Annotated in this window: 10 protein-coding genes; 1 reads left to right on the top strand and 9 read right to left on the bottom strand. The window is 62.8% G+C overall.

The window, feature by feature from the left end:
* Nucleotides 1-104: 104 nt before the first annotated feature.
* Nucleotides 105-1,571: a sodium:solute symporter family protein gene (locus NW853_RS04940; RefSeq protein ID WP_414335812.1), complete on the bottom strand. Its 1,467-nt coding sequence runs from the start codon at nucleotides 1,569-1,571 to the stop codon at nucleotides 105-107.
* On the bottom strand, nucleotides 1,564-1,815 hold the full coding sequence (locus NW853_RS04935; protein ID WP_414348113.1) for a hypothetical protein: 252 nt from the start codon (nucleotides 1,813-1,815) through the stop codon (nucleotides 1,564-1,566). Before NW853_RS04935 ends, NW853_RS04940 begins: the two co-directional genes overlap by 8 nt.
* A 66-nt stretch (nucleotides 1,816-1,881) precedes the next feature.
* Between NW853_RS04935 and dprA the strand changes: the two genes are divergently transcribed.
* A complete protein-coding gene (gene dprA / locus NW853_RS04930; RefSeq protein WP_414348111.1) occupies nucleotides 1,882-3,018 on the top strand; it encodes a DNA-processing protein DprA in 1,137 nt (378 codons plus the stop codon).
* Here dprA and NW853_RS04925 read toward each other — a convergent pair.
* From NW853_RS04925 to hisB, 7 genes are all read right to left on the bottom strand, one after another.
* Nucleotides 2,957-3,706 carry an SOS response-associated peptidase gene (locus tag NW853_RS04925; protein ID WP_414348108.1) on the bottom strand — a complete coding sequence of 250 codons (750 nt, stop codon included), beginning with the start codon at nucleotides 3,704-3,706 and terminating at the stop codon, nucleotides 2,957-2,959. The two genes, dprA and NW853_RS04925, sit on opposite strands and share 62 nt — an antisense overlap.
* Nucleotides 3,707-3,716: 10 nt before the next feature.
* The gene (gene treS, locus NW853_RS04920; protein WP_414348106.1) at nucleotides 3,717-7,121 is read right to left on the bottom strand and encodes a maltose alpha-D-glucosyltransferase; all 3,405 of its coding nucleotides are present in this window, start codon (nucleotides 7,119-7,121) and stop codon (nucleotides 3,717-3,719) included.
* 262 nt (nucleotides 7,122-7,383) lie between these two features.
* On the bottom strand, nucleotides 7,384-8,664 hold the full coding sequence (locus NW853_RS04915; RefSeq protein WP_414334641.1) for a DNA double-strand break repair nuclease NurA: 1,281 nt from the start codon (nucleotides 8,662-8,664) through the stop codon (nucleotides 7,384-7,386).
* Nucleotides 8,648-9,544 (bottom strand): 6-carboxytetrahydropterin synthase, encoded by an 897-nt coding sequence (locus tag NW853_RS04910; protein ID WP_414334639.1) that lies wholly within the window; start codon nucleotides 9,542-9,544, stop codon nucleotides 8,648-8,650. The genes NW853_RS04915 and NW853_RS04910 overlap by 17 nt, the downstream gene beginning before the upstream one ends.
* A 122-nt stretch (nucleotides 9,545-9,666) precedes the next feature.
* Nucleotides 9,667-10,743, bottom strand: a complete 1,077-nt coding sequence (locus tag NW853_RS04905; protein WP_414348103.1) for an NAD(P)/FAD-dependent oxidoreductase — start codon at nucleotides 10,741-10,743, stop codon at nucleotides 9,667-9,669.
* A gap of 28 nt (nucleotides 10,744-10,771) precedes the next feature.
* The gene (locus NW853_RS04900; RefSeq protein ID WP_011432316.1) at nucleotides 10,772-10,924 is read right to left on the bottom strand and encodes a photosystem II protein Y; all 153 of its coding nucleotides are present in this window, start codon (nucleotides 10,922-10,924) and stop codon (nucleotides 10,772-10,774) included.
* 360 nt (nucleotides 10,925-11,284) lie between these two features.
* The gene (gene hisB, locus NW853_RS04895; protein ID WP_414348100.1) at nucleotides 11,285-11,929 is read right to left on the bottom strand and encodes an imidazoleglycerol-phosphate dehydratase HisB; all 645 of its coding nucleotides are present in this window, start codon (nucleotides 11,927-11,929) and stop codon (nucleotides 11,285-11,287) included.
* Nucleotides 11,930-12,096: the final 167 nt, after the last annotated feature.

The following is a 12,096-nucleotide window of genomic DNA, read 5'->3' as shown; positions in this document are numbered from 1 at the left end:
GGAGAGGGGCCGGGGGTGAGGGTCATCCCTCAGGGAGAGGGGCCGGGGGTGAGGGTCATCCCTCAGGGAGAGGGGCCGGGGGTGAGGGATCTGTCTCAATCCAGTTATTTCGAGATCTCCTCCCCCCAAGGGCCGCTCTCATAGTAGGCGGCCAGCCTCTCCTGGTCGGGCTGAGTGAGCAAGCTCACCCCCACCAGCACCGCCGTGCCGACAACCACCGCCGGGATCACCGGCAGCCAGCCCCCCGTCCAGGCTTGGGGCAACAGGCCCGCCAGCCAGCCCAAGGTGAGACCGCTGGAAACCAAAGCTCCGGCTACGGCCCCGGCGCGGGTAGCCCGCTTCCAGTACAGGCCGGCAATCAAGAGGGGAAAGAGCATGGCGTTGCCCTGAAAGCTCCAGGTGGCGATCTGGGCGATGAGCCCCGGTGGCCTGACGGCAATGGCAAAGGAAACCAGCCCAATCCCCAGCACCACCCAGCGGCCCAACAGCTCCTCCTGGTGCGGAGAAAGCTGGCGCTTGAGCAAGGTAACCACCAGATCCCGGGTAACCAGGGAGCTGGCTGTTAGCAGTTGCGAGTCCGCCGTAGACATCAAAGCCGCCAGCGCCGCTGTAATCACCACTGCCGCCACGCCGCTGGGCAGGGTCTGCAACATCAGCGGCATGATCTGATCCGGCTGCTGCAGGTCAGGAAAAGCCAGCCGACCCCAGACGCCAATGAGGGCTGCTGGGAAGAACACCAGTAGAATCAGCAGCGGCCAGACCACCATCAGCGTCTGAAAGGGACGGGCACTTTTGGCCATGTAGAAGCGCTGAAAAAATTGGGGAAAAAGGGGCGTGGCCATCAAAAACAGCAGTTGGTTGCCAAGCAGGGTCTGCCAGCTCCAGCGCCCCTGGGGGCCGGGCAAGCTCAGCCAGGGATCCAACCGGCTGCCGGCCTCTTGGCCCCAACTCAAGGCCACGGCCACAAAGGCCACTCCCATCCCCACAACCAAGATGATCCCCTGCACCACGTCCGTCCAGACCACGGCCTGGGAGCCGCCGAAGAGGACATAGCCCAGGATGACCAGCGCCACCCCCACCGCCAGGGGCCAGTAGGGGATCCCTTCCCCCAAAACGGCGGCCAGGGTGCGCGCCCCGCCGATGATCTGGATGCTGATGTAGGGGGCGGTAAACGTCAGGGCGCTTAGGCAATAGAGCAGGGCCAGGAGAGGGCTGTTGAAGCGGTGGCCAAAGAACTCTGAGGGGGTGATGAACCCAAAGTGGCGGGCCGCCAGCCACACCCGGTAGCCCACCCCAAAAAACAGCCCTGAGATCAGCGCCGTGGTGACCCCCACGGCCAAAAAAATCCCCAGGCCGTGGGTGTAGGCATCCGCCGGCACGCCGAGGAAGGTAAAGGCGCTGAGCAGCGTCGCCAGCGTGGTCAAGGTCAAGGCCAGGGATCCCAGCCCCCGCCCTGCCAGGAAATAGCTGACCGGATCCTGGCCGCTGCGGCGGTAGCTCCACCAACCAATGGCCGCCAGCAGCAGCAAGTACACTCCCACCACACCCAAACTCAAAACCGTGTCACTCATCTCCAGCCCTGGGCCAGCAAGTTCGCACAAAGTAGAAGTTCAGGGGCACCAACAGCAGCACCGCCAACCCTGCTCCCCAGTACCAAGCCGGGATCCCCAATAGCTGCGGCTGGGCCGAGCGGGATCCCACCCAGGTCAACAGCCACAGCAGCGGATAGATCCCCCACACCCAAGCCTGGCGCCCTTGTCCAAACCGCAATGGCCTTGCCGCCTGAGAACCACCAGCAGGATCCAACCCTAACATTTACTTATCTCCTGCTTTTTTGCTGACCATTACTTAAGGTACAGCAACTGTTGGGGGGAGCTGAACTTGTCTTTCTCCATTTCCGATCCTGCCGGCAAAAGGGAACCTGGGGGCGAACGAGAGCGGCCCTACTGGCTGGCTTGGGCGCGGATTAGAGGGATCGGCCCCCATCGCCTCAAGCGGCTGGCGGAGTTCTTTGGATCCTTGGAACGGGCCTGGCAGGCGGATGTTCCGGCCCTGCTGCAGGTAGAGGGCATTGGCCCCACCCTGGCAGAAACGATTGTCTCTGCCCGTCCTGGCCTCGACCCTGGGGAGATCCTGGAGCAAACCCAAAAGCCGGGGATCCCCTTCCTAACCCCTGCGGATCCCGGCTATCCGCCCTTGTTGTGGGAGCTGCCGGATCCACCGCCCCTTCTCTACGTCTTAGGCGAGTGCCCCGACTGGCAGCAGCCGGCCATCGCTATTGTCGGCACCCGCGCCCCCACCCCCTACGGTCAGCAGTGGACCCAGAAAGTCAGCGCCGCCCTGGCGGAAGCTGGCTGCGTGGTGGTGTCGGGACTGGCCACCGGGATCGACGGCATTGCCCACCAGGCCTGCCTGGAGGCAGGCGGCAAGACGGTGGCCGTGGTGGGAACTGGGGTGGATCAGGTTTACCCCGCCCACCATCGCGCTCTCTACCGGCGCATCCTGGAACAAGGGGCCGTCCTCAGCGAATATCCCCCCGGCACGCCGCCGGCCAAGGAGCACTTTCCCCAGCGCAACCGCATTATCGCCGGCCTCTGTCGCGCCACCCTGGTGATGGAGGCCCCAGAGCGCTCAGGGGCGCTGATTACCGCTCACCTGGCCAACCAATACGGGCGGGAGGTGTATGCCCTGCCGGGGAATATCGACACGGCAGCGGCCCGCGGCTGTCTGCACCTCATCCGCAGTGGTGCAGCGATGATCCTGGGGATCGAGGAGCTGCTCCAAGAGCTGGGCTTGGTTGAGGGATCCCCTCTCCCAGACCAACCCTTGTCCGCTGGCCCCAGGGATCCGCAGCAGCAGCTTCTCTGGCAGCTCCTGGGCAACGACATCCTCAGCCTCGATGCCCTGGCTCAGGCCACCCAGATGGACATTGCCACCCTCTCCAGCACCCTGCTGCTTATGGAACTGGAGGGCTGGCTGGTGCAACTGCCGGGGATGCGCTACCAGCGGGCTCGCTGAGGTTGGATCCCTGCACCGCTTCTCCGATGGGAGCCCGGCATGTGGGATCCTCGTGGCGAGGGTTGTTGACATGGGTGCTGACGGGGTAGGCGGCCATGGCCTCTGCCGGGTAGGGGCGAAGCAAGGGCAGGAGCCGCGCCGGATCCCGCACCTGCGGATCCAGCCAGAGGTCGTAATCGTCTTCTAGCAAAATGGCCGGCATCCGCTCGTGGAAAAGCCCCATTAGCCGATTGGCTGGCGTGTTGAGGATGGCGCAAGTTTCTCTCTCCACCCCTTGTGGGCTGCGCCAGCGCTCCCAAATGCCGGCAAAGGCAAACACCGGTCGATCCAGCAGGTAAAACCAGTAGGGCTGTCGCTTGGCCGTGCCCTGGTCGGCCCACTCGTAGAAGCCATCTGCCGGGATCAGGCAGCGGCGGCGGCAAAAGGCCTGGCGGAAAGAGGGTTTCTCGGCCACGGTCTCGGCGCGGGCATTGATCCACCCGGCCTTGGGAGTGCGGCTCCAACTGGGGATCAAGCCCCAGCGGAACTGAGTGGCCTGGCGCTGAAGGGATCCCGCCACCACCGCCAGCAGCGGCTGAGAAGGGGCGATGTTGTAGCGGGGCTGGAGCGCCGCCACTGCCCCCTTCCCGAGTTGAAAATGCTGCTGCAGCCGTTCGGGAGCAACCGCCAGGCTAAACCGTCCGCACATCCGGGATCCCTCAAACCTGGGTGGAAATGCCCAGCAACTGCAGGATCCCCCGCAGCGGGATCTCCACCTGCTCGGGACGGTGGTTGAGCTCGTAGCCCAGCTCGTAGATGGCCTTCTCCAGCAGATAGGCCTCTAGCAGCACTTCCAGCTCCTGCGGGCTGCGGGGCAGAAAAGCCCCTTGGGAAGCCACCTGGAGATACTCGGCCAAGAAAGCAGCACAAACCCAGCGGTGCCAAAACTGGGCCCAGCGCATCATGTCGGGGCACTTGTCCCCGCAGACCAGGCCGCTTTCCAGTTGCTGGCGCAAGCCGGTGTGAACGGCGTAGTGGAAAGAGCGCAGCATCCCTGCCACATCCCGCAGGGGGCAGCGTTTGAGGCGGCGTTCTCCCAGGGAGCGGGCCGGCTCCCCTTCAAAGTCGATGATGACAAAGTCCTTGCCGGTAAACAGCACCTGGCCCAAGTGGTAATCCCCATGGCAGCGGGTGCGCAAAGCCGTGATCTTCCGCTCCAGGATGAGGCGGAAGCGGCTCATGATCTCCCCTTCTTGGTCGCGAACAGCCCGGGCCAACTTGGCCTCCACCTCCGGCAGCTTGGGGATCTGCTTGTTCAGCAGCGGAAACACCTGCCCCACCAAATTGCGCATGGATTGATAGATGGAGCGTTGGTAGAGACTGGAGAAGGGCTCGGGGGCAAAGTCTTTGTTTTCGGTGTCGGCGGCCAGAGCAAGGTGCAGCTCGGCGGTGCGCTTGGCCAAGATCCGCACCGACTCCAGGTAGCTGCCAATGGTGGCGTAGGCCAGCTCCGGCAAGGGGAGTTGAGACAGCTCCAAGAAGGATCCCTGCGGAACGGGCACGGGATCCACCTCTAGGTAGTGAACCAGCACCGTCTCGAAAAACTGCCCCAGGCTGTCCAGCGTGTAGTGCCAGGCATCCCCCTCGTTGGGGATGTACTCCTGCAAAATGGCCAACGTGATGGGCTGATCGCTGGGATCAAAGCCCCGCGCCCCACGGCGGCGGCGATATTCCAGGGATCCCAACAGCCGCGGCACCCGCACCTGGGGATGGTGCTCCAGCAGGTAGCGGCCGATCTCTAGCTCTGGATTCACCCCCTCGGCCACCTTGCGATAGAACTTGAGGATGTACTGATTGCCGTAGACCACCGAGGTGTTGCTCTGCTCCGCCTTGAGGATGCGGGGTTCAAGGCCGAGGTCGTACTCAAAGGGAGCAAAGGTGGTGGCCCACAGCTCCCCTGAGGAGTGGCGCAGGCGGCCCTGCTGGGCGATGATCTGCAGCGGCAACGACAAAAAGGTTTTATCGGCCAGCGCGTCGAAAAGCACGCCCGGCGGATCCCCGGCCACCTGTACAGGGAGGATGACTGCCTGGGGCGCCTCTACGCGCAGGTGCAGGGCCGCCTCTTGAGTGGCGTAGCCCACGGGTAAAGAGTAGAGTTCTGCTTCCCCCTCGGTAAACTCGACTTGCAAGAGCAAAATCTGGCCCCGAAAGGGGGGATCCCCTTCCCGGTTACAGGGAATGGCATCCAAAACCTGGGCCGACTGGATCTGGCGGGCTTTGGAGCCGAACCAACGGCAGCGGTAGAGGTAGTCGCCCAAGACCGCCTCCACCTGCTTTTGGCTTTCCCCTTGAAAGAGGCTTTCCCAGGTGCCGTTTTGAACCAGCAGGGTGGGCAGGCGATCCAACTCTTCCGGCTTGCTGTGGCTAGGGTGGATCCGCTCCGTTGGTCGCTGCGGCTCGAGGGAAAACCAGTAGAAGGAGTGAGGGCCCAGGGTCAGGAAATAGGGCAGTTGGCCGATGGGAGGAAACGGCGTGCGCCCGAAGATCTCCACCGGGATCAGCCCCTCCCAGTGAGCCAAGTCCAGCTCCACGCACTGCACATAGCGGGAGAGATTGGCCACCACCAGGATGCGCTCGTCGCCGTAGGCTCGCATAAAGGCCAGCACCTTGCGGTTTTCCGGGTGCAGCAGCTCAAAAGAGCCGCGGCCAAAAGCTTGGAAGCGCTTGCGCACCGCGATCATCCGTTTCATCGTCCACCACAGGGAATAGGGGTTGTTCCGCTGCGCTTCCACGTTGACGGTTTCGTAGTGGTACTCGGCGTCGATGACGATGGGCAGGTAGAGCTTCTGCGGGTTAGCCCGAGAGAAGCCGGCGTTGCGGTCGGCGCTCCACTGCATCGGCGTGCGCACGCTGTTGCGATCCCCCAGGTAGATGTTGTCCCCCATGCCGATCTCGTCGCCGTAGTAGATCACCGGCGTGCCGGGCAGAGAAAACAGCAGGCTGTTCATCAGCTCGATGCGGCGGCGGCTGTTGCCCAGCAGGGGCGCCAAGCGGCGGCGGATGCCCAGGTTGACCCGCGCGTTGGGATCCTTGGCGTACACCTGGTACATGTAGTCCCGCTCTTCGTCGGTGACCATCTCCAGGGTGAGCTCGTCGTGGTTGCGCAAGAAAATGGCCCACTGGCAGGTTTCGGGAATGGGGGGAGTCTGCTGCAGGATGTCGATGATGGGGAAGCGATCCTCCATCTGGATGGCCATGAACAGCCGCGGCATCAGGGGGAAGTGGAAGTCCATGTGGCACTCGTCCCCGTCGCCGAAGTAGGCCACAGCATCTTCCGGCCACTGGTTGGCCTCTGCCAGCAGCATGCGATGCGGATACCTTTGGTCGATGTGTTTGCGTAGGGCCTTGAGGAAGGCGTGGGTTTCCGGCAGGTTCTCGCAGTTGGTGCCCTCCCGCTCGTACAGATAGGGCACCGCGTCCAACCGCAGGCCGTCCACCCCCATGCTCAGCCAAAAGTCCACCACCTCGAAGATGGCCTTCTGCACGGCAGGATTGTCGTAGTTGAGATCCGGCTGGTGGGAGTAGAAGCGATGCCAGTAGTAGGCTTTGGCCACCGGATCCCAGGCCCAGTTGGAAGTTTCAAAGTCTTGAAAGATGATGCGGGCCTCTTTGTACTTTTCCGGGGTGTCGCTCCAAACGTAGAAGTCCCGCTCGGGGGTGCCGGGGGCGGCGCGCCGAGCCCGCTGAAACCAGGGATGCTGATCGGAGGTGTGGTTGAGGATCAGCTCGATGATGACGCGGATCCCGCGTTGGTGGGCGGCATCTAGAAAGATTTTGAAGTCCTCTAGGGTGCCTAGGGTGGGGTTGACGTTGGTAAAGTCAGAAACATCGTACCCATCATCCCGCAGAGGGGAGGGGAAAAAGGGCAGCAGCCAGAGGGCCGTGATGCCCAGATCCTGCAGGTAGTCCAGCTTTTCCGTCAGGCCCTGGAAGTCGCCCACTCCATCGCCATCGCTATCGGCAAAAGCCCGCACCGGTAGCTCGTAGATGATCGCGTCTTTGTACCAGAGGGGGTTGTGGGTTAAGGGAGAGACGATGCTGCGCAGAGGGGCTTGGCTCATCATATCGGCAATAGAAACAGGATTTGGACACCTTGGCAACCCTAACCGTTGAGTGGGGATCCCCTCAATAGGCTGCAGCCTTTTCTTGGGTGCCAGGGATCCCGGCAGGCGGTGCGGTTTTGGGCCTGACAGGGCGATTTTAACCCCTCACCCCCGGCCCCTCTCCCAGCCCTCACCCCCAGCCCCTCTCCCTCAGGGAGAGGGGAGGTGGGGAGGAAGAGTTTTAAGGCCTACGGCCCGCTTGCGCGAACGGCACTGGCACCCATTAGGCGATACCAGTTCGCTTCTGGGCTTCCTTGCGGGAGACAGCCACATGGCGCAGGCCGGCGCGGATCAGCTCCTGCTCGATCAGGGCAAAGAAGCGCTGCCGATCCCCGCTCCGCACCACTGCCAAATGATGGGCTTCCCCCAGGGCAATGGGGTAGCCAAAGCCCTTTTGCACCTGGCTCAGTACTCCCGCCAGGGCCCGCTGCAGCAGCTGGGCATCCTGGGCCACCCAGGCGGGAAACTCCAGGCGGGCGATCTCGGGGCCCCCCTTCCCGCCGACATTCAAGTAACAGCAGTGGATGTGGTGTTCCCCGAAGGCATCCAAGACACTGGCGCCACTGCGCCAGAGGGGGCTGCGCTCTCCCGGCTGCAGCAGGGATCCCCAGAAGACGCGATCCGGCAGGGGAGCAAAGGGGTGACAGGGGGGGGTTTTCTCGCCGGCACAGTAGCGATGGCAGTCGCAGCCCAGATAGGGACACAGCCCTAGGCGTAAGTAGTTAAGGGTTTCGCTGCTGCGGGAAGCGCTGATGTAGCCCACCAGGGGGATGCGGGCGGCCCGCAACTGCTCCAGAGTCGCCAGGATGGGATCCAGCCAGGGACGCTGGGTTGATCTGGGCAGCGGCTCCAGTCCCCAGGGGATCAGGGATCCATCCAGGAGCGCCAGCGTGGCGCGGCGACGGGGCACTGACAGGGCCAACTGCGCCAGCTCCTCCAGCTCTGCCTGAGCCCGCCGCAAGGCCAACACCACTTCCGGCCCCAACGAGACCCCTGTCCCGCTGCCGGGGTTCCGCACGGCAATGGCAGCACTTTGCAACCCTTCTGCCATTTGCTCCAAGAGAGAGGAGTCCGAGCGCTGCCCATACAGCAGCAGAGGCTGACTATCCAAAAGCGGCCACTCCTGGGTGCCGTAGTGCAGAACCACCCGCCCAACATTGATCAGCGAGCAATAGGCGATCTCGTGGTGGCTGGGCAGGATCTGGGATCCATCGGTGGCCACCACCGTGTGTCGTCCCTGCAGCGGCTCCACCTTGGGCAGGGATCCCCAGGTTTCCGGGGGCTCGGCGGGGCTGGCGCAGGTAAAGGCCAGATGGGATCCCCACTCCGTCCAACGCGACTGCCAAACCTGCGGCTCCTGCTGCAGGCGCCCGAAGACCTGCAGGGCTTGGCGCAGGCGCTCCTGACCGGCCCGCGACTCCTGCTGCAAGTGCCGAGCAAAGGCGGGGATCTGCCCACTCAGCTTAACCAGATCCAACATGGTTACATCAGCGTCGCGCGGCAACACGGCTGCCGAAACTCTGGGGGAGCCCTTCTGAAGAGTTGAACAGCTCTTCCAGCGGAAACTCCCCGTAGACCTCGCTGCTGTTGTTGGGGCTCTCTTGCAGGCGAACCCGATGCAGTTGCACCCCCAGCTCGCGCAGGGGCAAAGTCAGCAGCCGTTGAATGTAGAGGGCGATGTTTTCGGCGGTGGGCACCACCTGGGCAAAGTAGGGGATGTCTTTGTTCAAAAAGGTGTGATCCAGCGGTTTGACCACCTGCTCGTCAATGATCCGCTGCAGAGCCGCCAGATCCACGAGCATCCCCGTGCGCGGGTCGATGGATCCCTTGACGGTGATCTCCAGGCCGTAGTTGTGGCCATGGCCATGGGGACGGGCGCAGAGGCCGTAGATGGCGGTGTTCTCTTCCAGGCTCAAATGATCCAGGGCCAAACGGTGAGCGGCGCTGAAATGGGTGGCAACGGTCAAGTAGGCTTGCATGGCTTCTCCTCGGTATTCGGCCCAAAGTTCGGGATCCTCGTACAGGCGGACGCTGGTCAGCGGCAGCGCATCGGCCAGGCGTTGCCAAATTACGTAAGCGATAAACTCGGTGGTGGGCAGGGTTTGGGCAAACTCCGGCCAGGCTTGATTGAGGTAGGCGAAGTTGAGCTCTTGAATCACCCGCTCTCGGATCACCCGCTTGACCTCTGAGAGGTTGAGCACCATGCCGTACTCATCTACCTCCCCCGTCAGGCCCACCTCCAGCACGTAGTTGTGGCCGTGGCCGGGAAAACGGGCTTGGGGGCCAAAGCGGGCTACGTTCTCGGCTTCTGAGAGTTCGGGCAACCAGTAGCGATGGCTGGCGGCAAATTGGGCACGGCGGTAGATCGTACAGGTTCTGGGCATGGATTATCTGCCAAGGGATCCACCCTGTCAGCATAACTCTCTACCCCAGAGGATGGAAATTCTCGGCAGTTCTCGGCCTGGATCTGCAGGCATTGCTCCAGGCCAACTGGGTCAGCGTCCCCTCACCGCTCAGAGCCGCCCAGCATTTCGAGCAACGTTTTGGCGGCATCTTGCCCTGAGAGCCAAGCCCCTTCTACGCGCCCCCCGGCGCACCAATCGCCGGCACAAACCAAAGGCAATCCCTCAGCCGCCGGAATCCGGGTGCCCAAGCTGGCCAATCCCATGGTTTCCAGTGGCAAAGCGTAGCGCCAACGGTGCACCTGCATCCATTGGGGCGAAGCCAGCCAGGGATCCAGATGCTTGGCGGCGTGGGCCAACAATTCTCGACCTGCCTTTTCTAGCTCAGGTGGGCCAGCCTCCAGGTACAGAGATGACCACTCCGCCCCCCCATGTAAGACCACCACCGGCGAGAGCGGCTGCGGGCGCTTGCTGCTGTCCAACCCCAGCCAGGCCAACATCGGATCCTCCAAGCACTTGATCCCTTTCCAGGGCGGCGGCGCCATGTTCTCAGAATAGCCGGCCAAAACCGCAAGGCAGGGCTGATACTCGGCGGATCCCAGCAGAGACAGCAGGCTATCGGCAGGAGGGATCTTCTCTTGCAGCAAAGGCAGCAACTGCGGGGCCGGAATGGCCGCCACCAATGCGGCAGCCTCGTAGCATTGACCATTCTCCGCCTGCACTTGCCAGGTTGTGGCCAAACTTTTGAGGCCGACCACACGAGTTTGGGTGTGTACCGACAGCGGGGCAGCCAGGTGTTTGGCCAACATCGTCATGCCCTGGGGGCAGATGTAGCGCGGTTTCTCCTCGTTGGGATGCTCCGGGCGCAGCCCTTTTCGATCCAGCACATGCAGCGAGCGCGTCCATTCCGTCAGCAGCCCCAGGCCCAGCAGCTCCTTCACCCAGCGATGAAAGCCATCGGAATCGGCAGTCAGGTATTGAGCCCCGTGATCCACCGGCACCGTTTGTCCGAGATGCTCAACCCGACGGGTGGCCAGGCGCCCGCCCAAGCCCGCCGATTTTTCCAGCACCAGAACCCGCAGCCCCGCCCGCAGCAGTCGCCTTGCGCAGACCAAACCGGCCACTCCGGCCCCGATGACAATCACATCGGCGGATTTTGGGTTTGTCGCCTCGCCTAGCATACTGAGCCTGCCGGCCGGATCCGCACGTTCAGCTCCCGCCTTTGCCGAAGGGGTTGTTGCCCTTCTCGCCGAAGAGCTTGGCCTCTCCTTTGATGGCAGCCTTGATGATGTTGTAGGCAGCCCAGGCAACCACCAAAACAATGGGCGACAGAACGATCAGCGGACGGAGATCAATGTCCATGGTTTTCATCCCCCCCTAACATGGGCCTATCAGTGGCTGGGAATCAGAACCTCCAGAGCTGGCAACTGCCGGGAAACCCTTTTTCGACTTTTGGATCCCGCCTGAGCTGGGACGCAACCCTGGAAGGATGGCTAAGTCCAGAATAAACCCAAATGGGGATCCCTGCCGGACAGACTTTGCCTCATCCAGGTCTGTGAATTGGCGCCGGCTCAGCTCTTTTGGATCTTCACCAGTGGCTGGAGATTTTGCCCAAAGCAGCCGGCGGGCGAGTGCGGCTCAGCATTCTCGACAGAACCCCATCGTCGGATGGGGCAGCACCACAAGTCCCAGGCTCAAGGTCAACAGCCCGCGCAGGCGCCGCTACAGCACCCCCTTAGAACTGGGGATCCCTTCCTGTCGGCGCGGATCCCGTTCTACGGCCATGCGCAGGGCGCGGGCAAAGGCCTTGAAACTGGCCTCGACGATGTGGTGGGCATTGAGGCCGGCTGCCTGGCGAATGTGCAGGGTCATCTGGGCATGGTTGACCACCGCCTGATAAAACTCTCGCACCAACTGGGTTTCGTAGCGGCCAATGCGCTCGGCGGTCAGCTCCAGGCCGTAGCTGAGGTGGGGTCGCCCGGAAAAGTCCAGCACCACCTGCACCAGCGCCTCATCCAAAGGCGCCCAAAAATGACCAAAACGATAAATGCCCCGCCGATCCTGCAGCGCCAGCGCCAGCGCCTGTCCCAACGTGATGCCCACGTCTTCGTTGGTGTGGTGGTCGTCGATGTGCAGATCCCCCACCGCCTTGATCTGGAGATCGATCAACCCGTGGGTGCTGAGCTGGGCCAGCATGTGATCCAAAAAGGGGATCCCGGTGTCGATCTCGTGCTGCCCTCTGCCGTCCAGGTTGAGATGGATTTGCACATCCGTTTCCCCCGTGCGACGGTGAACAGAGGCCATTCTGGGCTGGAGCAAGGGTGGGGAGTCGTTGGCATCAGCGGTGCGGAGCACATTGGCAGTCATAGTTCCAGCATCGAGCTAGGCGGGAAGTCCCAGCTCTAGAATCGCACAAGACCACCGCCCTGTTGCCACGCAATGCTACGCGACCGATACCTTGCCAAGGGCAGCAAAGAGCATTCCTTCCCGGCCAGCGACCTGGATCCCAGCCATCCCGATACGGGTTCCCTCAC

The sequence above is a fragment of the Synechococcus sp. H55.11 genome (genome assembly GCF_047462475.1).
GTDB lineage: Bacteria > Cyanobacteriota > Cyanobacteriia > Thermostichales > Thermostichaceae > Thermostichus.
This window is presented reverse-complemented; position numbering and strand designations above follow the sequence as displayed.